Source organism: Marinobacter sp. (assembly GCF_044799475.1).
Classification (GTDB): domain Bacteria; phylum Pseudomonadota; class Gammaproteobacteria; order Pseudomonadales; family Oleiphilaceae; genus Marinobacter.
Genome location: NZ_CP085217.1, coordinates 3303543 through 3327283 on the forward strand (window position 1 = coordinate 3303543; position 23741 = coordinate 3327283).

General features: G+C 57.3%; 22 protein-coding genes and 1 pseudogene. 14 read left to right on the forward strand and 9 right to left on the reverse strand.

The features are described from left to right. Positions 1-2 precede the first annotated feature (2 nt). The 3 genes from LG327_RS15230 to LG327_RS15240 form a co-directional block, all read right to left on the reverse strand. On the reverse strand, positions 3-494 hold the full coding sequence (locus LG327_RS15230; protein ID WP_404363179.1) for a YiiD C-terminal domain-containing protein: 492 nt from the start codon (positions 492-494) through the stop codon (positions 3-5). Between the two features lie 136 nt (positions 495-630). After that, positions 631-2298, reverse strand: a complete 1668-nt coding sequence (locus LG327_RS15235) for an AMP-binding protein (protein ID WP_404363180.1) — start codon at positions 2296-2298, stop codon at positions 631-633. 303 nt (positions 2299-2601) lie between these two features. Then, on the reverse strand, positions 2602-2937 hold the full coding sequence (locus LG327_RS15240; RefSeq protein WP_404363182.1) for an ArsR/SmtB family transcription factor: 336 nt from the start codon (positions 2935-2937) through the stop codon (positions 2602-2604). Positions 2938-3243: 306 nt separating this feature from the next. On the opposite strand from LG327_RS15240, the gene LG327_RS15245 reads away from it, so the two are divergent. From LG327_RS15245 to LG327_RS15285, 9 genes are all read left to right on the forward strand, one after another. After that, a complete protein-coding gene (locus tag LG327_RS15245) occupies positions 3244-3483 on the forward strand; it encodes a DUF2892 domain-containing protein (RefSeq protein ID WP_404363183.1) in 240 nt (79 codons plus the stop codon). A gap of 63 nt (positions 3484-3546) precedes the next feature. Then, a complete protein-coding gene (locus tag LG327_RS15250) occupies positions 3547-4515 on the forward strand; it encodes an ABC transporter substrate-binding protein (protein WP_404363184.1) in 969 nt (322 codons plus the stop codon). A gap of 61 nt (positions 4516-4576) precedes the next feature. Then, on the forward strand, positions 4577-5479 hold the full coding sequence (locus LG327_RS15255) for an ABC transporter permease (RefSeq protein WP_404363185.1): 903 nt from the start codon (positions 4577-4579) through the stop codon (positions 5477-5479). A 9-nt stretch (positions 5480-5488) separates the two neighbouring features. Continuing rightward, positions 5489-6283, forward strand: coding sequence for an ABC transporter ATP-binding protein (locus tag LG327_RS15260; protein WP_404363186.1), 795 nt, complete (start codon positions 5489-5491; stop codon positions 6281-6283). A gap of 417 nt (positions 6284-6700) precedes the next feature. Then, the gene (locus tag LG327_RS15265; protein ID WP_404369464.1) at positions 6701-8839 is read left to right on the forward strand and encodes an adenosylcobalamin-dependent ribonucleoside-diphosphate reductase; all 2139 of its coding nucleotides are present in this window, start codon (positions 6701-6703) and stop codon (positions 8837-8839) included. A gap of 27 nt (positions 8840-8866) precedes the next feature. Then, positions 8867-9556: an NrdJb gene (locus LG327_RS15270; protein ID WP_404363187.1), complete on the forward strand. Its 690-nt coding sequence runs from the start codon at positions 8867-8869 to the stop codon at positions 9554-9556. A gap of 149 nt (positions 9557-9705) precedes the next feature. After that, positions 9706-10269 (forward strand): hypothetical protein, encoded by a 564-nt coding sequence (locus tag LG327_RS15275; protein ID WP_404363188.1) that lies wholly within the window; start codon positions 9706-9708, stop codon positions 10267-10269. A 56-nt stretch (positions 10270-10325) separates the two neighbouring features. Beyond that, positions 10326-10643, forward strand: a complete 318-nt coding sequence (locus tag LG327_RS15280; protein WP_404363189.1) for a hypothetical protein — start codon at positions 10326-10328, stop codon at positions 10641-10643. A 538-nt stretch (positions 10644-11181) separates the two neighbouring features. Continuing rightward, on the forward strand, positions 11182-11694 hold the full coding sequence (locus LG327_RS15285; protein ID WP_404363190.1) for a hypothetical protein: 513 nt from the start codon (positions 11182-11184) through the stop codon (positions 11692-11694). Positions 11695-11810: 116 nt separating this feature from the next. On the opposite strand, the gene LG327_RS15290 is transcribed toward LG327_RS15285, so the two are convergent. The 3 genes from LG327_RS15290 to LG327_RS15300 all read right to left on the reverse strand — a co-directional run bounded on the left by LG327_RS15290 (position 11811) and on the right by LG327_RS15300 (position 15515). After that, positions 11811-13439, reverse strand: a complete 1629-nt coding sequence (locus LG327_RS15290; RefSeq protein ID WP_404363191.1) for a hypothetical protein — start codon at positions 13437-13439, stop codon at positions 11811-11813. 63 nt (positions 13440-13502) lie between these two features. Continuing rightward, positions 13503-14297, reverse strand: coding sequence for a hypothetical protein (locus LG327_RS15295; protein ID WP_404363192.1), 795 nt, complete (start codon positions 14295-14297; stop codon positions 13503-13505). Positions 14298-14336: 39 nt separating this feature from the next. Beyond that, entirely contained in the window at positions 14337-15515 is a 1179-nt protein-coding gene (locus LG327_RS15300; protein WP_404363193.1) for a hypothetical protein, read from the reverse strand. A gap of 695 nt (positions 15516-16210) precedes the next feature. On the opposite strand from LG327_RS15300, the pseudogene LG327_RS15305 reads away from it, so the two are divergent. Beyond that, positions 16211-16406, forward strand: a pseudogene (locus LG327_RS15305) (Txe/YoeB family addiction module toxin); the annotation flags it as partial. A gap of 79 nt (positions 16407-16485) precedes the next feature. Here the strand turns inward: LG327_RS15305 and LG327_RS15310 are convergent. Further along, positions 16486-17526, reverse strand: coding sequence for a succinylglutamate desuccinylase (locus LG327_RS15310; protein ID WP_404363194.1), 1041 nt, complete (start codon positions 17524-17526; stop codon positions 16486-16488). Further along, positions 17523-19067, reverse strand: a complete 1545-nt coding sequence (locus LG327_RS15315) for a hypothetical protein (protein ID WP_404363195.1) — start codon at positions 19065-19067, stop codon at positions 17523-17525. The genes LG327_RS15310 and LG327_RS15315 overlap by 4 nt, the downstream gene beginning before the upstream one ends. A 233-nt stretch (positions 19068-19300) precedes the next feature. Here LG327_RS15315 and LG327_RS15320 point away from each other — a divergent pair, with 233 nt between their 5' ends. The 4 genes from LG327_RS15320 to LG327_RS15335 all read left to right on the forward strand — a co-directional run bounded on the left by LG327_RS15320 (position 19301) and on the right by LG327_RS15335 (position 22882). Then, a complete protein-coding gene (locus LG327_RS15320) occupies positions 19301-19531 on the forward strand; it encodes a DUF2798 domain-containing protein (RefSeq protein ID WP_404363196.1) in 231 nt (76 codons plus the stop codon). 152 nt (positions 19532-19683) lie between these two features. After that, positions 19684-20187 (forward strand): DUF1499 domain-containing protein, encoded by a 504-nt coding sequence (locus LG327_RS15325; protein ID WP_404363198.1) that lies wholly within the window; start codon positions 19684-19686, stop codon positions 20185-20187. A 165-nt stretch (positions 20188-20352) separates the two neighbouring features. After that, positions 20353-20994, forward strand: coding sequence for a hypothetical protein (locus tag LG327_RS15330; protein WP_404363199.1), 642 nt, complete (start codon positions 20353-20355; stop codon positions 20992-20994). A gap of 265 nt (positions 20995-21259) precedes the next feature. Then, positions 21260-22882, forward strand: coding sequence for a hypothetical protein (locus LG327_RS15335; protein ID WP_404363200.1), 1623 nt, complete (start codon positions 21260-21262; stop codon positions 22880-22882). Here the strand turns inward: LG327_RS15335 and LG327_RS15340 are convergent. Further along, on the reverse strand, positions 22872-23210 hold the full coding sequence (locus LG327_RS15340; protein WP_404363201.1) for a hypothetical protein: 339 nt from the start codon (positions 23208-23210) through the stop codon (positions 22872-22874). The genes LG327_RS15335 and LG327_RS15340 overlap by 11 nt on opposite strands. Positions 23211-23741: the final 531 nt, after the last annotated feature.

Below are 23741 nucleotides of genomic sequence, written 5' to 3' on the forward strand. Positions count from 1 at the left end.
GCTCACAGCAGGGAGGCGGGATCGGTTCGTACGTCTCGTGCCACAAAACGCCCCTTGAAGACAGCTCCCGGTTCCGCGTTCGGCGTCAAGGTGGGCGTCCCCGGGTAAACACGGGTCTCCAGGGAAAGGCGCGCCCTGCCATGGCGGGCCAGGCTTCTGTGGAATCGCATGACTGCTTCCGGATCCGGGATGGCACAGACTGCAAAAAAATCCCGCTCGATTGCGTTCGGGTACTCGATTTCTCCGGACTGAATGACTACCACACCCATAAGGCCCGCGTCCTGTAACAGGAGCTCCACCAGCCCCCAGGCTGCAACCACGGCAACCCCGTAGCTACTGCCACCAAAAACCGTGTTCTGGTGATTGTGATTGGGTTCCAGCGGCGCGCTCACAAGCAGTGACTGGCCATCATAGGCTTCAAGCCGGACAGACAGCGCCCGGGTCAGGGGAATCATTTCGTTAAGGCGATTCTGAAAGCGGGCGAGCTGAGTCATCGTTCCTCCCATGTCAGCACTGGTATTCTGGGGCCCCGGGAGCGACTTTCCAATTCGACTTATGGCGGCTGATGCAAAAAAAGACCCCCAAAGAAAAACTGAGGAGGTCTTTCAAACGGAGATGGCTCTCAGGACATCACTGCCAGATAACCTGGTCCGGCTTGGCGTACCAGTTGTCGAGCGCGGGCTTGTAGGCGTCCTCTACAACATTGCGCTTGAGCTTCATGGTCGGGGTGAGGAAGTCGTTTTCGATAGTCCATTCATCCTTTACCACTGCCATGAACTTCAGCCGCTCATGAGGATCAAGGGTTTTATTGACGTCCTTCAGCAGCGAGGCGAAGCTGTGCTCCAGTTCGGAACGGTAGGATTGATCCGCCAGCTTGCCGTGGGAGTCTTCGGAGAGCATCACCAGACAGTGCGGCTGCGTGTAGTTTTCTCCAGACACACAGACCATTTCAATGTCCGGGTGGCTCATAAGCTTGTTCTCGATCGGCGCCGGCGCAACATACTTGCCTTTGCTGGTCTTGAAGATCTCCTTGAGGCGGCCGGTCAGCTTGAGGCGGCCCAGCTCATCAATCTCGCCTTTGTCACCGGTCTTGAGATAACCGTCTTCGGTGAAGGTCTCCCGGGTTTTCTCGTCGTCCCGGTAATATCCCATCATGGTAGCGGGGCTTTTCACCAGCACCTCGCCGTGATCGCCGATTCTGGTGTCCACGCCCGGCAGAGGTTCACCGACATAGCCGGTTCTGGCGCGCCCTGGCTTGGTCATGTGGGAATAGGCGAAGTTTTCGGACATGCCGTAACCTTCCAGCAGTTCCAGGCCGAGACCGCGATACCATTCCAGAATGTCATGAGCCAAAGGCGCAGAGCCACTGCCGGCAAACTTGACGTGCTGCAGACCAAGATTGGTCAGAACCTTCTTTTTGATGACCCGGTTAAGCAGAGGGACCTTCAGGAGCTTTTCAAGTTTCTTCCTGGGCAGCTTGCTGAAGACACCGTGCTGGAACTTGACCCAGATCCGTGGCACCGCGAGAAAGAGCGTGGGCTGGGCGCGTTTGAGGTCCTCAACGAACGTATCCAGGGACTCCGCGAAATAGAGATGAAAGCCCTTGTGCATGGAGCCCAGCTCTACCACAAATCGCTCAAAAACGTGGGACAGTGGCAGGTAGGACAGCATGCGCTCGTTGCTGGTGACGTCCAGGGCATCGGTGCCGCCCGCCGCCGCTGCGGCCAGGTTATCAAAGCTGAGCATCACGCCCTTGGGGCGTCCGGTGCTGCCGGAGGTGTAGACAATGGTCGCCAGTTCTTCCCGGTCACGGCTGACATTCTCTTCCAGCGGCGGGAATCTTGCGACAATTTCGTCCCAGTCCTTGAAATCGTTGGGCGGGCTCAGAGGATAGGAAATGCAGTGCACCGACTCAGGCACGCCGGATTTCATGCTGTCCCAGTCGTCCAGCTTGCCCACGAACAGGACTTCACAGCCGCTGTGATCGAGGATGTAGCCGACAGTATCTGCGTTCAGCGTAGGATAAAGCGGCACGGAGACGTGGCCGGCCATCCAGATTGCCCAGTCCGACATGATCCAGTGGGCGCAGTTTTTGGAAATGATGCCGATACGGCTCTGTTCCGGAAGATTGAGAGATTTGAGGTAAGCCGCCATCCTGCGGGCCTCGCCGACGGCCCGGCGCCAGGTGTAATCGACCACTTTCCCGTCGCCCATCGGCTGGGTCATGTAAATGGATTCCGCTCGGGCAGTTTCCCAGTGGTACACCAGTTCTAGCGGGAGTTTGTTTTGTGCTTCCATGGACTTTCCTTGTTGCTGTTTTTTTTTGAATTATAGGGATTTTTGAGGGTTTGCGTCAGAGCTCCAGGAGTCATCGGAATCGCGAGCATTATTTCACCATACACAAAGCCATCAAAGTGTGACGCAACCACAACTATTCCGGGTGGATCACGGCCCTGGGCAGGTTTTTTTGGCTCTTGGCCCCGGAAAACGGCACATCACTGAGCGGTGGGGGCGGGTCTGGCTGATCAGGAAAGCCCCAGGTCCGCCGCCCTTCGCAATGTGCGGACTGGACGCCCGGACACCCGGCGGCCACAAGACGGATCACGAATCGCGAGAGGCGGCCAGTAAGTCGGGGCAATATATGGACTGCAGAACCCGGATGATCCGCGCGGCTTTTTCACCTTTCAAACGGTAATACACCGTCTGGGATTCCTTGCGGGTCGCCACCAGGTCGGCCCGGCGCAAATTGGCAAGATGCTGGGACAGCGCCGATTGGCTGAGGGGGATATACCCGTTCAGATCCCCAACCGACATCTCGCGGGCGCCCAGAGCGCACAGGATCATCAGGCGATGCTCATTGCTCATCTGTTTGAGAAGGCTGGCGGCATCGCGGCTATGGTCCTGCAACTCTTCAAGGCCTGAAATACTGGCATTCATGGTTTGGCTCTACACTCAAAATTCGATCTGTAACTAGACTTCAGAACGCAGGAAGTTGTCAACTCCTCTAATTTAGGTGGCTCTGTTTTAGGATATTCTATTTTAGAAGACCCTAATTTAGCTAAAAGACACCTGCCAGGAAGTGGATCAAAGGCCTCTTGATCCTGACATTAAAAAGGTCTAATTTAGAATCTCCTAATGGAGATGTGCCGTAAAACCGTTCCTGCAAGGCATTTCCGGAGCCTCTGACGGACGCCGACACATCTTCATACCAACACTTCTGATACACCTGACAAGGAAACCGCTATGAGCCTTGAGCGTGCAGTCACTGCTTTTGCCGGCTTTATGATCCTGCTGTCTGTCGCTCTGACTTACTGGGTACATCCCGGTTTTGTCTGGCTGACAGTCTTTGTGGGCGCCAACCTGTTTCAGCAGTCTTTCACCGGATTTTGTCCGGCAGCCTCGTTTATGCGCAAGGTGTTTGGCCTGAAAACCGAGGCGGAGCTAGCGAGGTCGGAGTCCGGCAGGAGGCCGGCAGCTCTGTGATATCCGCCACCATGTGGTAAACTCCCCCGCTTGACCAAACAATACCTGACGGGGGATTGCCCAATGATTCGCAGCATTCTGGGTGCACTGGTACTGATGGCACTGAGCCTCACTGGGCTTCAGGCGGATGACAAAAAGGTGGTCGCGATCACCCAGATTGTCGAGCACCCTGCCTTGGATGCGGTGCATCAGGGTGTAAAAGATGAACTGGCGGAGCAGGGTTATAAAGAGGGCGAGAATCTGACTGTCCTTTTCGAAAGCGCCCAGGGCAATTCTGCCATTGCCTCCCAGATCGCCCGTAAATTCGTCGGCGAGAGTCCCGATGTCATAGTGGCCATCGCTACCCCCTCGGCCCAGACAGTAGCCGCCGCCGCCCGGGAGATTCCGGTGGTTTTCTCCGCGGTGACTGACCCGGTAGCCGCGAGACTGGTGGAGAGTCTGGACAGGCCCGGCGCCAATATCACCGGCGTCACCGACATGCTGCCCCTGGAAGACCATATCAACATGATGCTCCGGATAGTGCCCGAGGCAAAGCGCATCGGGACTGTCTATAACCCGGGAGAGGCCAACGCCGTCGCCCTGGTGGATCAGCTGGAAACCCGCCTGGCTGACCGGGACATGGAACTGGTCAAGGCCGCAGCGACCAAAACCTCGGAAGTGCTGGGGGCCGCCCGCTCCCTGGTGGGCAAGGTAGACGCCATCTATCTGACTACCGACAACACCGTCATCAGCGCCGTGGAAGCGGTCATCTCCGTGGGTGAGCGCGCCAGTATCCCGGTATTTGCGGCTGACACCGCGACTGTATCCCGGGGAGCTGTTGCCGCTCTGGGCTTCGACTACTACGACGTGGGCCGTCAGACTGGCGCCGTGGTGGCAAAGATTCTCCGGGGCGAAGCGCCCGCCGATATTCCCGTTGAAACCGTTGAGAAGCTCTCCCTCGCGGTAAATATCGCAGCTGCCGACCGGATGGGGATCACCATTCCCAACGCCGTCATTGAAGAAGCAGACGAAGTGCTCCGCGAAACCCGCTAATGCTCCATGGGGCCAGTCATCCGGCCGGCCCCGGCTTACCCCCAGCCTGTAGTCATCATCTATGCTTAGTGAAATAGCCTTTTTCGGCGCTCTCGAAACCGGTCTGATATACGGCCTGGTCGCTTTCGGCATCTATATCTCGTTCCGGGTACTGGATTTTCCCGACCTTACCGTGGACGGCAGCTTCCCCCTGGGGGCTGCGGTGGCGGCCGTCATGATCATCGAGGGAATCAACCCCTGGCTGGCCACCGGTGCCGCGGTTCTGGCGGGCATGGCGGCAGGCTCGGTGACGGCGCTGCTGAACGTGAAGCTTAAGATTCTCAACCTGCTGGCCTCGATCCTCACCATGATCGCCCTCTACTCGGTCAACCTGCGGATCATGGGCCGCCCCAACATCGCCCTGCTCTCCGAGCAAACGGTACTCACGCCCTGGTACAACCTGGATCTGGACTATCACCAGGTACCGGTGCTGATGTTTACCATCGTGATCATTGTTTCCCTGGTGCTCCTCTGGCGTTTCATGAAATCCGAAACCGGGCTGGCCATGCGGGCCACCGGCGCCAACGCGCGGATGGCCCGGGCCCAGGGCATAGCCACCGGCGCCATGATCGTGCTGGGGGTTGCCCTGTCCAACGGCCTGGTGGGCCTGGCGGGTGCCCTGTTTGCCCAGAGCCAGGGTGCCGCTGATGTCACCATGGGCGTCGGGGTAATCGTAATTGGTCTGGCTTCGCTGATCGGCGGTGAAGCGGTTATAACTCCCTCGTCCGTCTTCCGGGCACTGGTCGCCTGCATCGTCGGGGCCATCCTTTACCGGCTGGCCATCGCCTTTGCCCTCAATGCCGACTTCATTGGCCTCAAGTCCCAGGACCTGAACCTGGTTACCGCCGTTCTGGTCACCCTGGCCATAGTACTGCCAGGGGCCCGGCAAACCATTCGGGCCCGCTTTACCCGAAACAGACAGTGAGGACCTGACATGATCAGCGCCAATAACCTCAGACTCACCTTCGGCAAGGGCACGCCCCTTGAGAACCCTGCCCTGAGAGACATGAGCCTCACCGTCAACCAGGGCGAGTTCGTCACCGTCATTGGCAGCAATGGCGCAGGCAAATCCACCTTTCTGAATGCCCTGGCCGGCGAAGTGCTGGTGGACAGCGGCAGCATTCTGGTGGATGGCGAGGATGTCAGCCGTCTGCCCACCCACAGACGTGCAAGCCGGGTCGCCCGGGTATTCCAGGATCCGCTGGCAGGCACCTGTGAAGGCCTGACCATCGAAGAGAACCTTTCCCTGGCGATAAAGCGCGGCCAGCGACGTGGACTCACCACGGCAGTCAAGAGGCGGTATGTTGAGCGGTTCCGTTCGAGCCTGTCATCGCTGAACCTCGGCCTGGAAGACCGCCTCACGGACAAAATGGGCCTGCTGTCCGGCGGCCAACGCCAGGCGGTCAGCCTGCTGATGGCCAGCCTCACCCCCTCCAGCATCCTCCTGCTGGACGAGCACACTGCCGCGCTGGACCCCAGAACCGCGGCCTTCGTGCTCGACCTCTCCAAAAAGATCGTCACCGACACCGGCCTGACCGCCCTCATGGTCACCCACAGCATGAAACAGGCGCTGGAGGTGGGCACTCGCACGGTGATGCTCCACCAGGGCAAGGTTGTCTACGACATCGCGGGAGAACAAAGAGAGGGACTGGAGGTGAAGGACCTCCTCTCCCTGTTTGAAAAACAGCGTGGCCTGGAAATAACCGACGACAGCCTGCTGCTGAGCTAGCCCTTTATAACCACTACATCTTGTGGCTCCTGTTTTTGCTCGCTTTAAGTCTGGCGGGCAGGGCTTTGTCAATTTACAAGCCCTCTATTAATTGATTTTCTGGTCGGTTCCGGCCAACTACGATAGTTCCCCTTATCTTCACAGACCACTATATCCTGTTATACTTCGTGAAAATAAACCAACATGTTGGGTTCCGGCGTACAAGACGAACGCTCACCCGGCTCCTGCGGAAGGTCCGTACCAAGGAGCCCGCAGCCTCACTGGAGGCCGGTCGAGGCGAAGGTCAAAAGCCTTTAAACGCCCTGCCCGGAACACCAGATGTAGTAGTACCGGCACACAGACCAATCTTTCAACGGGGTATGATGGCGTCCACCTGGCCCATCAGCCAAGAGCAACATCAGGAAACCGAGGATGGCAATGAACGCAAAAGCGCAGGCAGTCATAACAACAATCCCAATGCAGGATGCATCGCTTGATATCTGGACCAGCAAATACCAGCTCAAGACCAAAACGGGCGAGCCTGTTGATGCAAGTATCGAAGCCACCTACGAGCGGGTAGCTACGGCTCTGGCCCAGGTGGAAGCCAAGGCTGACCGCGCGAAGCACATGAAGGACTTCGTGTGGGCCCTCAAGCATGGCGCCATTCCTGCCGGTCGCATCATTTCCAACGCTGGTGCTGAAATGCACAAGCCTGCCACCTCCACCATCAACTGCACGGTGTCTGGCAGCGTTCACGATTCCATGAACGACATCCTCGAGAAGAACCACGAAGCCGGCCTCACCCTCAAGGCAGGCTGCGGCATTGGCTACGAATTCTCCACCCTGCGCCCCCGCGGTGCCTATGTGGCCGGCGCCGGCGCGACCACCTCCGGTCCCCTGTCCTTCATGGATATTTTCGACCGCATGTGTTTCACCGTGTCTTCCGCCGGTGGCCGTCGCGGTGCCCAGATGGCGACATTCGATGTACACCATCCGGACGTGATCGATTTCATCCAGGCCAAGCGTGAAGATGGCCGCCTGCGCCAGTTCAACCTGTCCCTGCTGATCACCGAAGACTTCATCGAAGCGGTCAGGAATGACGGCGACTGGAAGCTTTCCTTCCCGGTCACCCGGAAGGAAGTTGAGGAAGAGGAACTGGACCTGAACGATTCCAGCCAGTTCGTTTATCGCAACTTCCCGATTCTCGACGGCTATATCGTCAACGAGGAAGGCAAGGTTGCCTGTCGCATCTACCGTACCCTGAAAGCCCAGTTCATCTGGGACACCATCATGACCTCCACCTACGACTACGCTGAGCCAGGGTTCATCCTGATCGACAAGGTCAACCAGATGAACAACAACTGGTTCTGCGAAGACATCCGCGCAACCAACCCGTGTGGCGAGCAGCCTCTGCCCCCTTACGGCAGCTGCCTGCTGGGCTCGGTGAACCTGACCATGTTCGTGGACTACCCCTTCACCGACAAGGCCAGCTTCAACTACGAGAAGTACCGCAAGGTGGTGGCCATCTTCACCCGCATGCTGGACAACGTGGTGGAAATCAACGGCCTGCCGCTGGCCGAGCAGCGCCATGAAATTACCTACAAGCGTCGCCACGGCATGGGCATTCTGGGTCTGGGATCCACTCTGGCCATGCTGCGCATGCCCTACGGCTCACCCGAGTCCGTTACCTTCACCGAAGACGTAGTGCGTGAAATGGCTGTCGAAGGCTGGCGCCAGTCCCTGACCCTGGCCGAGGAAAAAGGCCCGGCTCCGATCATGAACGACGACTTCGTGGTCACCCCCAAGATGCTGACCAAGTGCCCCGAGCTGAAGAAGGACGGCATCAAGGAAGGCGACAGGGTGAAAGGCCGGGTACTGCACGCCAAATACAGCCGCTACATGCAGCGTATCGCCGAAGTGGAGCCGGAGCTGGTAGCCACCCTGGCGGAGAAAGGCGGGCGTTTCACCCACCACACCTCCATCGCGCCGACGGGCACCATCAGCCTGTCCCTGGCCAACAACGCCAGCAACGGAATTGAGCCGAGCTTCTCGCACCACTATGCCCGGAACATCATCCGCGAAGGCCGCAAGACCAAAGAGAAGGTCGACGTGTTCTCTTTCGAGCTGCTGGCCTACCGCCACCTGGTAAACAGCGGTGCCATGCCCTTCTCCGAGGAAGAGGACAAGCGTCTGCCCCACTACTTCACCACATCGGATGACGTGACGCCGAACCAGCACGTGGACATTCAGGCCGCGGCGCAGATCTGGGTGGATTCTTCCATCTCCAAGACCGCCAACGTGCCCCAGGACTTCGCGTACCCGGACTTCAAGAACATCTACATGTACGCCTACGAGAAGGGCCTGAAAGGCTGCACCACCTTCCGCTTCAACCCGGAAGCCTTCCAGGGCGTACTGGTCAAAGACAAGGATCTGGAAAACACGCTGTATGAATTCACCCTGGACGATGGCAGCAAAGTCACCCTCAAGGGCAACGAAGAGGTTGAGTACGACGGCGAGATCCACCACGCCGCCAACCTGTTCGACGCGCTCAAAGAAGGCACATACGGCAAGTATTAATCCGGACCCCGACACAGGAAAAGCATCATGACAGTCAAGATTACCAACAAAATCGTCGGCTACCGGGTTAAAAAAGCCGACACCAGCAACGAACAGCCCGTAGCCGCAGCACCCGTCTCCACGCCGGTGCAGATGAACGAATACATCGAGCGGCCGGACTTCCTGCTGGGCACCACCTACAAGATCAAACCGCCGGTGGCTGAGCACGCGATGTACATCACCATCAACGACATCCTGCTCAACGAAGACACCGACCACGAGAGCCGGCAGCCCTACGAAGTATTCATCAACTCCAAGTCGATGGAACACTTCCAGTGGGTTATCGCCCTCACCCGGGTTATCTCCGCGGTGTTCCGCAAAGGCGGCGACGTCACCTTCCTGGTGGAAGAGCTGCGCTCCGTTTACGACCCGAACGGCGGCTACTTCAAGAAAGGCGGCGTGTTCATGCCCTCACTGGTCGCTGAAATCGGCGCCGTAATCGAGAAGCACCTGAAGGCCATCGGCCTGATTGAAAGCGAAGAGATGAGCGACGTCACCAGGCGCATCCTCGCCGAAAAACGCGCCGAGTTCGAAGCCAACAAGACGCCGGTCAACGACGAGTCCGCCGGCGACTACCCGCCCAACGCCACTCTCTGCGGCAAGTGCAGCACCAAGTCGGTGATTGTGATGGACGGGTGTGCTACCTGTCTGGCTTGTGGGGATAGTAAGTGTGGTTGAGGTGGTGAGCCTGAACCGGTGAAACGAGGGGCCTGGGGGTGAAGATCTCCGGGCCTTTTTGTTTTGGGGGATAAAGAATATCTGCCGGAACAGAACAGAATGCGTTTACCCCGACCAACTAATCTGCGCTTAGGCTTATTGAGGGAAATATGGGAATACTCTTGGAGCTTTCTGCATGGGGTGGAGGAGCTATCGTCACCGCCTCGGCTGTGATTTTTGCAGCACGAAAATTACTACATTTGTATCGTCCCATCCAAATTAGCCCTGGCTACACGATATCAAGCCAAGATGGAAGCGCAGACACGCTAAACGTATCTATTGTTAATCAAAGCCGAGAGACGCAGTATGTCACTGGCTGTTCCGCTCGGGGAGTTTATCCGATCTCGTCGATAATCAAACGGTTCCTGAAGAAGCCATTTATCCGAAAAAGGTGGTGGAACGTTTTGCGCTACGATGTCATATGTCATGATTTCATGGTCAAAGAGCCAATAAAACTTGAGCCTTTCGAGGAAAGGTCGCTGAAGCGCAAAGCTTTTACCAGCAAAATGAGTTTGTACTTCACTTCCAACTTCGTCGTAGAAGTTAACCTTTCCACACACCGCCGCTTTCGAAGTAAGCCAGCACTTATCCCAGGCGTATGGCGCAAACACACTGCGAGGCTGATTTATGCTAACCAGTCCGAAGTCCAACAAGCCGCTGCAGCCGATCGCTAAAGCGTTGGTTGAACAAGACGTTAAGTTTTCCCATTTATTCGATAAGGAGAGGCAACATGGGCACGTATTTTACGAGCGCAGGGTTCAGTAGCTGTGAAATAGGCGGTTTTGTCGCGTCGGCATTGCTTCATGATCTCAGGGTCAACAATTTTACCTTTACGAATTTTCCAGAAGTTGACGTTTCCTGGGACGAAAAACATTTTCACATAACCCTGAAGGTCCATGGGGTTAGTAGCTCGACCTTCAGTTTTAATTACGAAACGGTCAAATCTGAGGTTAAGCGATTTCAAGATAAAAAAGACGTGAGCGCTCAGGTATTCGGGGTTATCCAAAAGCACGCTGCGGAGTTAGAGGGTGCGGTCAAAAGAAATTAACAGTCGCAGGCACGGCGACTTCTTTCCAATTGCTGCCTCGCCTCCATTCCAAAGCCGTGCAAGCTAAAGGCGTCATGGTCACAAGGAAGAGTTGAAATGAATCAGGCAATTATGAATGCAATACGCAACCGACAAACCCTGTCCTTTACTTACGATGGCCATTCTCGCGTAGTCGAGCCTCATACGTATGGTATTACAACTACTGGGAAGGAATCTCTTCGCGCGTATCAAACGCAAGGTGGGCACGCCTCCCCCCATAGAAATGAGCCATGGCATTTGTTCACAGTGTCCAAAATGCTTGGACTACGTTGCACTAACACCGGCTTTGGCGGTCCTCGTCAAGGATACAGCCGAATTGATTCAGCTATGCGGCAGATTTTTGTCCAACTGTAGGAAAAGCATGGCCAGTGCTTGCGGTTCGTTATGAACCAGACGGCCCACCGCCGGACAACCTTGTCGCCGCCTAGTTCTGCCGAGGCAGCCGCTGAACAACAACCTTATTTATAATAATCAATCAATAAAACTTAAAGGAATAATGATGAACAAACTTATTTACCAAACCGCACCAAGAGTTACTCTTGCAACCAATCACTTCGTCAACGTGCCTATCATCCTCCAGTATGATGAGACACCGCTCATATCAATTGTCCGTGAGCAACAACTAGGATTCACAACTGAAATCCCAATTTTTCACCAAGATGGTACCTATCTTGCCAAAGTAAATGGCACCAGAGTGTATCCGACTGAGGCAGGTAAGAAAGCGGGAATTGCAATGCGAAACCCAAAGGATATGACAGTTTGCGAGATGGATGGAAAAACACTATTTGAAATATATCATGAAAAAGGAGATGCATTTCGTGCTCAAGCAGAGCTATACACTCCTACTGGCTTCTTCGTAAAAAGCACCGATTCCCCGATGCCTCAGGTCATCAATACGGATGGAAATGCACTACAAATCGGTGGCATGGTCATGAGCGGTAATATGTTTTCCGGCTGTCGCATTGGAATTTGGCTAAAAAGTGATGGTAGTTGTTCATTGGGCTGTAACTAGTGCGAGAAACGGGGCGTGGGCATTCGGGAGGCGCCATGCCACGGAGAAATCCGGAACAGATCTATTTTCGCTCTGTTTGGATTCCATCTCCTCGCGGCGAGGGATAGCCGGTGGCCTCAGATCCGAACGATAACTTCGAGGCCACCAGTCCGGAACGTCGGTGCTTTGTCTGAGAGAGGGATGCGACGACCGTTAATCTCCAGCCCAAGCTCTTTCAGGTGAAGCGCGCGCTCCAGATTCTCGCCGTGGGCCCCGATGCGGATCTCGAGCACGTCCGACAGTGAGATGACGTCCGTTGGAAAGGCGAAGAAGTTGAAGGGGGTCTCTTCCTGGATGTCGCGCACCCTGAAAAAGCCGCCCTCCCCTGAACGCTCGCCATAGGCGCCGGGGAAAACGTAGTCGTCACGGTCCGCGAAACCTGAAGTGAATGGGAGTCCGTCGTTCAGCGGGTACCTCACCGGTTCGGGGCGTTCCGCGACATCGAGCTCGATGTAGAGCAGGTGATAAGGAAATTCGCCGTGGGTTCCCTGATCTATGATCCCGTCGAGCCTGATGGCGGCCAGGAGGTCGGTGGCGAAAAGCGACCGGTAAGAGAAACGCGGCTCGAAGCCAAGCCTTGAGGAAAACCGCAATAGCGAGCGTTCGCCCGGCGCCAGGGCATCGCGAAGGCTTGGTGGCGCTGAGACGCCGGCGTGGGCATGCTCCGCGATATCGGCGATCCGTCGCGCGCCTCGCTCGTCTGGATGAAATAGCGCCGCCAACTGGCATTGCGCATCCGCCTCGATGTCCTTGCCGAGCCCGCCGCGTACGTCGACTGCGTAGGCGTCACAATGTGCCTCGCGCAAAGCCGTCACCTGGTCATTGCTGCTGAGTCCGGATAGTTCGAAGAAGTTCCAGAGAAGGAGGTTTTCGACCTGCCTGGGCCGGCCCGGCGCTGCTTCCCCGGACTCCCGTAGCCCCCAGCTCATCGTGTCCGCGGCGAAGCCCGCATGCTGCGGCCCCTGAAGGCTGGGAACGAAGATGGCACGCATGGACTGGGCTTCGTCAGCGTTCAGGGCATCGACGGCAGCCTGGAGCGCCGCGGCCGAGAGGCTCATAAACCAGCTGCACTGCCGGATGCCGCGTCTCGCCGTTCTGGCGAGTTGGGAGTCCTCACCGATCACCACCTCCGCCGTGTCGATCAGACGGGACAAACTGTCCTGTGAAAAGATGAAGTGATAGCCAAAGACGAAGATACGAGCGGCAGGAAAACGCTGGCGAACTAACCGAAGAAGGTCAAGAAAACGGTCGCGGTAAAGCCTGCGTATGCGTTGCTCGATTTGCGCCAGGCCGCCGAGATCGCCGGAAACCAGCTCGCCGGCGTCGATGTCGTTCAGACCACCGTTCACGAAGACGATTTCAGTCTCGGGAAAGGTAACATCCGGCAGCCTTTCATCGGCGACCCGGTTCAGCGGCAGCGGCAGGCCGAAGGTCGCCACCTGTCGGAAGATGGAAGGCCGGCCACGGGGTATCTCACCGTACACGGGAGCGTCTTCTGCGGGATCGACGTCCGGCGCGCCCGAATTGTTCTCCTGTTCGAGCACGGCGCCGGAGTGGGCCAGCATCGCGTTCCGCGGCATATCAATCCCGCCGGTCCGTCTCGCAATCAGTGTGGTGAACTTGTCCGCGTGCTGGAGCCCTTGCCCCCAGACGACGGAGTCCCCAAAGGCGACCGCGCGCTGCAGCGTAATCTGGGGATCGCTCACTGGGATGTCCCCCGCTGCCGGTCTCCCGACACGGCCGGACGGATGATGTCAGTCACGGCCATTTCAACCTCCCTCCAGCGCCCTGATTCTGGCCTGCAGATCCGCGATGGTTCGCACGAGGCTGTCGATCGACTCGAGCCGGAGATCCTTCGCCGTTACTGTCCCGTCGACGTCGATGCTCGCTGTCACGTCATAGGCGTATTGGTCGACTTTCTGCGCGACACGCACACCCTTATCATCCGCGACAAAGGCATGCCGAGCACGCGATCGCACCGTCGAGCCGTCCCGCTCATCACCCGGGGAACCTCCGCTACCGACTCCCCCGCGGCGACCCCCATCGCCCGCATCAAATCCGCCGCCACCACGCCCGGTTCGACCGTTTCCGTCGCCCAGGGTGAAATCTTCCTCGCCGACCCGGCCAGAGACGCCGTCGTCGTCGACCTCGTCTTCGATGTTCCACGGCTCGTCGGATCCGGCGCCGCCTTCCCTGTAGATCTGCATGCCGATATAGCCAGCCCGGATCGACCCGGACTTGCCGTCGGTGCCTATCTCGACCTTAGCTTCCTCGCTGGAGAGCCGAACGGCTTCTCGTCCATCGACGTCCCGGAGTGATAGCAACCCGGCCGACGTTAGCCGAGTCCCATCCTCCTCGTCGCTGGCGAAGCGCAGGGCAGATGGATCAAGCCGCACGTCATTTCCGTCGACTCCCTCCACTTCGCAGTGCACGTAGTCGGCTTGCAGTCCGCCATTTTCGAGATGGAAGCTTCCGTTTTCGATGCGCAGATCGCCACTCTCCAGGAGGAGGTCTCCATCCGTCACGCGGACAACCTGATCTTCGAGAACGATATCGGTCTTCATTGCTGCGCTCCTTGTGTCGCCATGTCTGTTCGCTGTGGTTCAGGGCACTGTGAATCTGGTCAGCCTTTCCGCGTCGTCGCCGCAGGGGCTACCATGCTGCGCGGGGCGCCACTGGATGCGACCGGCGTGCGAGAATTTCTTGTGGTGTTCGGCTGCCCGGAACTGGAGAAGCGTCGTGCCAGCGCTCAGCGTGGCAGAACCGCCGGCGCGGAAGGCAAACAACGATTCAGGCCGGTGTTCTCCCTGCATGCCCGCGGTCCAGTTCTTGAAGAAAAGGGTCAGATCACCCTCGACTGCCGTCCCCTGTGGGCGAAGCTCGCGGATGGCGGTGGTCCATTCGAGCATGTGCGCCTCCTTGTCGAGCCTGGTCTCCAGAGCGTTGAATGCGATCACGCTGACGCCCGTGTCGGCTGGCCACACGTCCTCGAAACGAACGTTCGCCTGCCCTTCTTTCTCTCGCCGGACTTCGTGGTCAGTGTCCCAGTCGTAGGACGTCTCCGCCCAGCCGTCCTGCCCGCTTTGCGTCGAGGCAACAACATTCAGGGTATCTGGCGTGCCGCCGACAATGAGGAAGTGGAAGTCGGCGTCATACACCACGTCGACATGATCCTCACATTCCAGCGAACGACAATGCCCCGTAAACTCCACGTCGAGGGTCAGTGAGAGTACGTCTTGCTCCCGCTGAGGTTCGAGAACCCGAAAGCGGAAGTCGACGAGCTTTTCCGAGTCTTCCAGGGAGCACAGATCGTACCCGCCAAGAACGACAGCGAAGGTGTCGCAAAAGCGCATCGGGCCCTCAAGCTTGACCTCAAGGCGCACGGCCCGCCTTGAGGTTACACCGCGCAACGTCGTGATCCGATACTGGAAGTTCTCGCTTTGAAAGAACACTCCGGTCGCAGTCAGCCGCGTGCAGTAGTCTTCGAAATCGAGGGTGTCGGGGCCGCTGCCCGAGGCCGCACCATGTCCAACGACCGCCTCCCCCGCGTCTCCGTCGGAGCGGCGCAGATCGCGGACGAAGCTCGCGAAACGGTTGACCCGGTGGTTGTAGCCCCAAGTGTGGCGAAACCCTCGCCAGAACACCGCCGAGGATCGATATCGAGAGAGGATGCCGCGCGCGGAGCCGACCGGGTTGACCCCTGCGACCTCCGCGGCCCGGCGCAGTCCGATCTCGGGTTTCGCGAGGGCGCTGAGATGCAGCCTGACACTTCGGCGGCTCATGCCGGGCACCTCAGGTGAAGGTTAGAGGCCAAAGCCGGCCAGTTTTCCTGGTTCAACGCCATAGAGCTCTCCTTGCGCCAAGTCTGGAGACAGCAACTTGATGAATGAGCACCAGCCCCCTGGTTCACCATTCGATCATCCTGAATACATCCCGAAAACCGCCGATCTCCATCAACCCTGGCAGCTAAAAATCCGGTATTCAAGTAGATTGAATCCATGTATATGAAACTGGAACAGATCTATTTCCAATCCGGACTTACCATTCAGGCAACGCCAGAAACCAACCACCAGCATGCTGTTACGCTGGATTCCACCCCGACTAATCATCCGGAATCAAACGTGCGATTTTTGCTCTACTGACACCAGGCCTGCTAGCAGGCTGCTGTACCCTCCTTCGGTACCGGGAAATCCGGGATAGACTTATTTTCCTGACCGTAAATTGGGGACAGGTTATTTTCCGCTTATTGAGAACACAAAAGGGACGTCCAAAAGAAAAAGGCAGCCGCCCCAGGGGGCGCCATGGCCGTGCAGGGTCGCTGGATCAAAGCCTACGGGTAAAGCCGGTGGTTTCTGAATCGATAAGCGTCAGAGCGTCACCGCTAACAGTGACGTCATAAGGTACGTCGGTGCAGTTGGATGAGGCTTCCACGTTGCAAAGCGGTGTAGGGAAATCCGGGACAGATCTGTTTTTCGCGCTCAAACCCGACGCCCGGGAACCGTTAACGCTGATAGCGGAAGATCCATACCGCAAGCCGCCTCCGTTTAAGAATCTCATTGGTGACCTTGGGGGGCTATTCACGCCGCATCAATATTCAGCATCGTCTGATCTACCAAGTGCTCGAGGACGAGCGCGTGGTGAAAGTTCTCAGGCTCTGGAGCCACTACGAATAATGCATAACCAGCCGCTGTTGCCTGAAAGTTTTTCCACCGCTTCGTGGCTCGGGGCATCCAGGCTGTCGCTCACTGGGTTCTAAAAAATGGGTTCGCCCGTGGCTTTGACCGCATAGAACAGGCAGTCACTCTTTGCAATGACCGGGTTGGTGGTAATCATAAAGGCTTTGATGGCCTGGACGGGGTAGATCTGCCCATCCCTGACTCGAAGAACCTGCTCCATGGTCTCGCTCCGGTTGTGGCTGATCGCTGTAAGTATGCTCAGGCCTTTTTCTCCAACCCACCCCAGAGGTTCATCCGGGGAAACAATCCCGAAATTGCGGTGTTCTATGTCTGGTGGAAACGTGAGGTCAGCCTGCCCGCTGGGCTCAGAGCGGTACTCTATGGTCGCTTCAGGAGCCAGTTCCACCCGAATCGGGTTTCGCAGTACGGCGACGTCCCACTCTGTTTTTTCCAGCGACAACACGTCCGGTCTTGAGGTGTACCGAACGAGTCCCTCGTACGCCAGTTGATGAGCCTGATCATCCTGGGCCCCGCCACACTCGATGGTGACCGTGGGCACTTCCTGGTCAGAGTATTCCATCAGTGCACCCAGGCGAAGGTCCGTCATTATGAGGCGGTCGGTGTAGAGCGAGGTCAGCGCCTGATGTTCGGCGTCATTGGTGATGGTCACAGCGAAGGCCGGGCCTGAACCTGAGGTGTTGTGCACGTCCAGCAGGCATTCAGGTTGCGCCTTGTGAAGCTCTGCCAGCATGGCTTCTGCTATGGCACCTTCTTCCCTCTCGAAAGGTTCTTTGAAGCACCGGTTGAGGTCGAGCCCTTCGGGCAGCTGGCGAAATGAAAATGCAGGGGGAATCTTCGCGGGATAGACGCCTCCGAGCAGAAACAGCATGTTGACCTCAGGCGTGTGCTGCTCCAGTAACCACCGGTGAAGCGCAAAAAAACCCGAAGGCTCGTTGCCGTGAATGAGCGTTGCCATGGCTCGTGTACGTGAGCGGTCGCGACCAGCAATACGCACTATCGTGGGCTTTTGCAGGCGCTCCAGCCACTCAAGGGGGGAACGACATAGCGTCCTGGGCGACGGATCATTGAGATAATCAAGAATGTTCGGATTGCTCATGGTGACAGTGACCATTCATGGAGCGGGATGTTTTTCTTCTGGTTGGCCATGTACAGAGACAGCATACTCCGGAATGCCTCATCAGGACTCTGGGTCTGAAGGAAAGACTCGGTGATACGGCGCTGCCACCGGGCGCCAGACAGGTTGGCTTCAATACGGCCTTCGATAATTCCCAGCAGGCGGTGAATTTCTGTCTCGTCCACGGCTGTTCTTTTCAATGCCTCCCGGGCGCGCGGCAGCAGTTCGCGGGCCACGGTCAACAGGGGCGTATCCTGCAACTGAACCTGATCCTTGTGGGGCCAGATGATTTCGGCGCCTATGCCATATTTGGCTGCCCGGTAAAAGTTGTGTTCGGTGTAATGGAAGGGGAGTATCGAGGTCAGATGATCGATGTCATCGAGTACCGCCAACGCAGCCCCAATCACGAACAGTCCGTTCGCACTCATATCAACGGCAGTGGGGCCCGCCGGCATGGAACGAATCTCGATGCGCAGATGCCCCCCGTCTGCGTGATCAAAAATGGCTCGGTTCCAGGGCCATGTGGTTCCATGGTGCAGGCGCAGTTCGGTCAGTTCGGGCACCTCGCCGCGATCAATGATCGCCATCGGATCTTCATCCGACATCAGTGGAATGATAGGGGGATACAGTGACGCGGAGGCTGCGAACAGTTCCCAGGCATTGCGCGCCCAGCCGTTTCCATAATAGACCCTTGATGGATGGCGCCAGGTTTTATGATTGGGGGAACGGCTGTCGATGGATTGCTTGAACAGGGCAATACGGGTTTCGTCCCAGAGGTGGTGACCAAACAGACTGGGCGAATTACTGGCCAGAGCCAGGACAACCGGCGTCACCAGCTGGACCGCATTGAAATAATCGGCGAAACGGTCGGCGGGGACACGCCAGTGCAGCTGGAACGAGGTATTGGCCCCTTCCATGTAGACGTCATCGGCTTCAAGATCGATAACATCATTGCCACGAATGTGGATGCTGAACGGTTCGCCCCGCTGTTTGAGCAGCGCATTGGACAGAGCATGGTAGCGGGGTTCGTCTGTCATCACCTTTGCCCCCATATCTGACTCACGAAGTGTGGGCAGAATGCCAATCGGTACCAGTTCGCCATCGAGTGATGCAGCATGCCGGTTGATTCGCTGGATGGCAGCGAGCAGCTCTTGCTCTGTTCGGGCAAACGGCTCCCCCCTGAACACCTGGGGGCTGAGATTGTATTCGAGATTGAAACGGTTGAGCTCAACCGTCAGTTGAGGGTCCTGCACGCGGGCGGCGATTTCTGTGTTGATGGGCTGAACCCGCAGGTCGGAGTTCACGATGTAGAACTCCACCTCGGCGCCAATGGAACTCTCTCCGTCACCAAAGCCGGGTCGGTTCAGAAGACGAGTAAGTGCTTTAAGGTCCGTCCGGACCTTGGCAGCAAAACGCTCAAACTCATCTGCTGAAAATTCCGTTTTCCTGATCGACAGTCCCACGGTAACGTCGTCTCCAGCGCCAACACTTACCTTGATAGTAGTGGAAGATCCGTCGGGCACCAGCCCACCACCGCTGAATCATGGGAAGACCCGGCAAAGATTTATTATCCGTCACCCACGGCCAGAAAAGGCCTCCAGGCAACCAGTGGCTGCCATCGGCCGCACATCTACTTGTAGCGTTAAGAGGATGGTCGGTATTCTCGAGGGGCCGTTCCTGTGCACGATCTGGAAAAATTGCCCCGGGTCTGTCGGCGATTTGGCCGGGCTCCTACGAATGTCGCGAAGAGAGAAAAATGATTGACCGCAAATATCACAGAATAGTGTTTTCGTTTTTCATGTCGCTTCTGATGTCCTGCATCATGTCGCTGGTGATCAGTGTTTTTAACGTGGGCTGGGTCAGCAATATCATTTCGATCTGGCTGAGCGCCTGGCTTTTTGCGTTTTCGGTCGCCTTCCCCACCATACTTGTGGTGTCGCCGCTGGTTCACAGGCTGGTCAGCCTGGTTTTGAAAGAAGAGGGGTGATTCTCGAAATTCAGGACAGACCCATTTTTTGAAAATCCGGGACAAGTTTATTTTCAATTGGGGCTCACCCCGCAGGTCAAACCTTAAAAACCGGCCACCAGCGTGGTGCTACACTGGATTCCAACCTGGCGATGAACAATCCGGAATCAAACATGCGATTTTTTGCTCTACTGACACTGCTCCTGCTAACAGCCTGCGCTTCCACCAGCAATATACCCTCCTCCGGGACCGGGTTCAGTCTTGATGGCTGCACGCCCTTCCTGAACTGTGTATCCAGCACCTCCTCGGTTGGCCTTTATCGCGTTGAGCCCATTCAGCTGTCTGGGCCACTGGATGAGCCGACATGGGACGCCGTTAAGGCTGTGGCCACTGAAATGCCCGGCGCTTCCCTCAATGATTCGCGCTATGGCTATCTGGATATGACCTTTTATAGCGACCTGCTCGGCTTTCCCGACTACTTTGAGGTTCTGGTGAGTGAGGACAGGGAAAGTCTGGATGTCCGATCCCAGTCGCTGGTGGGATTTTATGATCTGGGGGTTAACCGGCGGCGCGTGGAGCGCTTCAGGCACAGGCTGGTTGAGGGTGGTGTTGCCACCGCCAGGAGACCAGACTCTGAAGTGCACCTGGTCTTTTCTGACTGCTGGGCCGTAAAGTGACATCCGCAACAGGTTTGCGGTCGTACCTTCAATGTTCCCTCATGTATTGCAATGGTTCTGGAAGAGCGCATGACACTCGGTCGACGGATGGTTTTCCCCGGAAGCTTGAAGACCAGCAGCAGGCGCTCAGCTTTCATAGGGCTATGGCTTTGCTTGTGGTGGCTGATGCCGGGTGCCTGGGCCAGCGTGTATACGGTGGCCGTAAGCCAGGAAACCCCAGAAGTTGTTGCGGCGGAGTTCGGTACCCTGACCGGAGAGGCCAGCGCTTTTTATCAATGCGTATTTGCGCGGGCGGATGGTCCGTTCAGTTTTGTCCAACTGCCCCAGAAAAGAGCATTGTACCACCTTCGCATCGGGGAAGTGGCCGCCGCCCTGCCCCTCGCCAAACACCCCACGCGCGATGCATATGCTGAATTCGGTGGTGAGCTTCTGAGTGTCGATTTCGTGTCTGTTTCCTTTCGCAAGATCCCGGATATCGCCGCCACCGCCGGTCTGACCTACGCCTTCCTTCGGGAGTTTGCGGTGGAGCGATTTGTTACAGATCCCGCTGCAAAAATAATCGAGGCGAGTAGGTGGGAACAGGTGGTGGCGCTGCTGGAATCCGGTCGCGCCGACCTGACCATCATTCCGCGGGAGACGCTGGACAAGCTTATGGCGTTGACCGAGCAGTCGGCATTCGTGCAACTGGCAGGCACCATGCCAGTATCGCTCTACATCGCAGACCAGTTCAAGGATACGCCCATGAGCGCTTCGATAAAGGAGGCGGTAAAGGCCTGTAAGCGGATTGAACCTGTCCAGGAGCGGTAATCCAGAAGGGGCCGTTACAGCGTCAAGAAAAGGGTGGTGCGGAGCGTACGAAACTCCGGGACAGACCTGGTTTCCAGCTTAGGCTTTCATTGACGCCGCCCGGTTCAGGATTGAACCACGTACCGCTAGCCAAGTAACCGGAACGGGAGTAGCGTAAAAGTTTCAAGCCACGCATGCTGGACCAGCTGCTGTTGCTGTGTTTTCAGCCCCTGATCGATGTACAACATGCCGGCTCCAACCGCAGCACTACTGCCGGAGTCACGTCATGAAATCATCACTCGGTCTTGCCGTTCTTTTTTCCTCCCTTGGCTTTTCCCTTCCACTTGCAGCACAGCAAACCCTGGACAATTCCCATGCGGCCGATGCCATTGGCACCGTCAACTTCCAGGCCGCCTGCGACAAGGCTGTGCGTGCCGATGTGGACCACGCGCTGGGAATGATTCACCACATGATGTACACCCAGGCCCGCGGGGAGTTTGAGGCAGTTGTCCGCGCGGATCCGGGCTGCGCCATGGCCCACTGGGGCATTGCCACTGCACTGTTCCAGCCGTTATGGGGCACCACCCCGAGCGCGGACGACATCGCCCGTGGCCGCGAAGCAATCCGGAAAGCGAGGGACACGGTGACTGCGCCCCGTGAGCGGCGCCTTATTGAGGCCACGGGAGCCTTTTTCGACCCGGAAACCGATCGCGTTCAGGAGCGACTGGCCGGCTGGATCAGGGGCATGGAGGCGGCCTACCAGGGGTTTCCCGAGGATCCGGATGTCGCCTCGCTCTACGCGCTCTCGCGCCTGACGCTGGCGGTTTCGGCCGACGACCGCGAAGCCCTGCACGATGAAGCCGAACAGGTCCTGCGCCGGGTCTGGGATGCTGACCCCAGCCACCCGGGCGCGGTGCATTATTCCATTCACTCCACCGATGCCGATGGCCGCGCCGGGAACGCCACCGGCATTGTGGCCTCCTACGGGGCGATCGCTCCCAGTGTGCCCCACGCCCTGCATATGCCGTCCCATATTTTTGTCCGGGTCGGAGACTGGCCAGGGGTCATTGAGTGGAACCGCCGCTCTGCCGATATTGCGGTGAGCCATGTCATGGATGGCGCCAAATCCTTCCACTACATACACGCTCTGGACTATCTGGTGTATGGCCACCTGCAGCGCGGCGAAGACAGCGCAGCAAGAGACGTGGGGGCAAGAGCACGCACCACTGGGCCCCACCAGGCGAACTTCCCCGGCGTTTTTCATCAGGCTTCCATACCAGCGCGGCTGGCGGTGGAAACCCGGGACTGGGAAGCGGCCGCTGCCCTTGTTCCCCGTGACTCCAGAACGATTGATTGGGCGAAATTCCCCTGGCCTGATGGACTGACCTGGTTCGCGCGGGGCCTGGGCGCCGTTCACACCGGCGACATGAAAGTCGCCCGGGAAGCGGAACAGCAGCTGTCTGTACTGGCGGAAAACGCCGCGGCCGGCGCCGATCAGCGTTTCTCGACCTATATTGAGGTGGATCGACGAATTCTGGCCGGCTGGATCGCAAAAGCGGAGGGTAACCCTGAGCTGGCAGTCTCTCTGATGCGCTCTGCCGGGGAACTGGAGGCCAGTGTCGAGAAACACCCGGTTTCACCTGGCGCCCTGCTGCCACCCTATGAGGCCCTGGGTGACCTGCTGCTGGCCCTGGACAGGCCGGCTGAGGCGCTGGCTGCGTACGAAAATTCGGATGGCACCTGGCCGCAACGCTATAACACCCTCTCAGGTGCTGCCCACGCGGCGACCCTGTCAGGTGATAAAGAATCCGTTGCGCTCTGGTCTCGCCGACTGCTGGAGGTGGCGCCCGACAGCGAGCGTGTTGCCAGACAGCCGAACGCAGCCCTGCCAGGCGGGGTTAGTGGGTGACGACTGATGGGGATGTCGGGCTGATCTGCACTCTGACATCCACCAGTTCATGGTTGGGTGGCCACAGAACCTGGGTGGAAGGCACAACTGCAGTGATCTCCGGCGGAGTCGTGTCCTGAATTTCCACCGTGCTGGTGCAACTCGATACCAGGCCCTGGGCGTCCGTTGCCGACCAGGTCACCGTATTGACCGCTATCGGGAAAACCGGCGGAGCATCATTGCTGATGACCGGTGCTGCATCGCAGACATCGGCCGCCGAGGCCTGTCCCAGCGCTGGTGAAGCACCCTGCGGAGAAGTGCACTCAACCCCTGTCAAATCGGCTGGCATGCTTGTGATCTGAGGCTGGATACCTTTTCTTCTGTCAGCACAAGCACCTTGGATTTTTTAGCATTACAGGAATTACAGGAATTACAGGAATTACAGGTTATAACCATTTGGTCGCAAATGAGCGCGTGGTTGCTATTAATTACCGAGGCATAAAAATCCGCGACCTGAATGGCATGGCCTAATTAAATTAATCCATGGAAAGCATTTTCAAAACATGCTTAATGATTATATAAAGTTATCAGAGAACTTTAACCCGGATTACGAGGTTGAATGTCTGGAACAGTGAAAAAATGCCAAAATAAGCGGGCTGTTCCTTGGCAAATATGACTTGGGATATGAATGCGCGGTTCCCCAAATCCGGGACAGATCTCTTTTTCGCCTGAGCCATTTATTTCCGGCTATGGCTTTAAAAAGTAAAAGAAAGGAGCACTCAGAAACACCACCATCAAACCCTGAACCGTTGCATCGGCGACATCCCTTTCAAACCAGTGCAAGGAAGACCTGACGTGCATGCCCACGCTAAGCCCGCCT

Excerpts from the sequence above, each read along its gene's own strand:
- LG327_RS15230 (WP_404363179.1), bottom strand. The coding sequence starts at position 494 with ATGACTCAGCTCGCCCGCTTTCAGAATCGCCTTAACGAAATGATTCCC.
- LG327_RS15235 (WP_404363180.1), bottom strand. The coding sequence starts at position 2,298 with ATGGAAGCACAAAACAAACTCCCGCTAGAACTGGTGTACCACTGGGAA.
- LG327_RS15240 (WP_404363182.1), bottom strand. The coding sequence starts at position 2,937 with ATGAATGCCAGTATTTCAGGCCTTGAAGAGTTGCAGGACCATAGCCGC.
- LG327_RS15245 (WP_404363183.1), top strand. The coding sequence starts at position 3,244 with ATGAGCCTTGAGCGTGCAGTCACTGCTTTTGCCGGCTTTATGATCCTG.
- LG327_RS15250 (WP_404363184.1), top strand. The coding sequence starts at position 3,547 with ATGATTCGCAGCATTCTGGGTGCACTGGTACTGATGGCACTGAGCCTC.
- LG327_RS15255 (WP_404363185.1), top strand. The coding sequence starts at position 4,577 with ATGCTTAGTGAAATAGCCTTTTTCGGCGCTCTCGAAACCGGTCTGATA.
- LG327_RS15260 (WP_404363186.1), top strand. The coding sequence starts at position 5,489 with ATGATCAGCGCCAATAACCTCAGACTCACCTTCGGCAAGGGCACGCCC.
- LG327_RS15265 (WP_404369464.1), top strand. The coding sequence starts at position 6,701 with ATGAACGCAAAAGCGCAGGCAGTCATAACAACAATCCCAATGCAGGAT.
- LG327_RS15270 (WP_404363187.1), top strand. The coding sequence starts at position 8,867 with ATGACAGTCAAGATTACCAACAAAATCGTCGGCTACCGGGTTAAAAAA.
- LG327_RS15275 (WP_404363188.1), top strand. The coding sequence starts at position 9,706 with ATGGGAATACTCTTGGAGCTTTCTGCATGGGGTGGAGGAGCTATCGTC.
- LG327_RS15280 (WP_404363189.1), top strand. The coding sequence starts at position 10,326 with ATGGGCACGTATTTTACGAGCGCAGGGTTCAGTAGCTGTGAAATAGGC.
- LG327_RS15285 (WP_404363190.1), top strand. The coding sequence starts at position 11,182 with ATGAACAAACTTATTTACCAAACCGCACCAAGAGTTACTCTTGCAACC.
- LG327_RS15295 (WP_404363192.1), bottom strand. The coding sequence starts at position 14,297 with ATGAAGACCGATATCGTTCTCGAAGATCAGGTTGTCCGCGTGACGGAT.
- LG327_RS15300 (WP_404363193.1), bottom strand. The coding sequence starts at position 15,515 with ATGAGCCGCCGAAGTGTCAGGCTGCATCTCAGCGCCCTCGCGAAACCC.
- LG327_RS15310 (WP_404363194.1), bottom strand. The coding sequence starts at position 17,526 with ATGAGCAATCCGAACATTCTTGATTATCTCAATGATCCGTCGCCCAGG.
- LG327_RS15320 (WP_404363196.1), top strand. The coding sequence starts at position 19,301 with ATGATTGACCGCAAATATCACAGAATAGTGTTTTCGTTTTTCATGTCG.
- LG327_RS15325 (WP_404363198.1), top strand. The coding sequence starts at position 19,684 with ATGCGATTTTTTGCTCTACTGACACTGCTCCTGCTAACAGCCTGCGCT.
- LG327_RS15330 (WP_404363199.1), top strand. The coding sequence starts at position 20,353 with ATGCCGGGTGCCTGGGCCAGCGTGTATACGGTGGCCGTAAGCCAGGAA.
- LG327_RS15335 (WP_404363200.1), top strand. The coding sequence starts at position 21,260 with ATGAAATCATCACTCGGTCTTGCCGTTCTTTTTTCCTCCCTTGGCTTT.
- LG327_RS15340 (WP_404363201.1), bottom strand. The coding sequence starts at position 23,210 with ATGCCAGCCGATTTGACAGGGGTTGAGTGCACTTCTCCGCAGGGTGCT.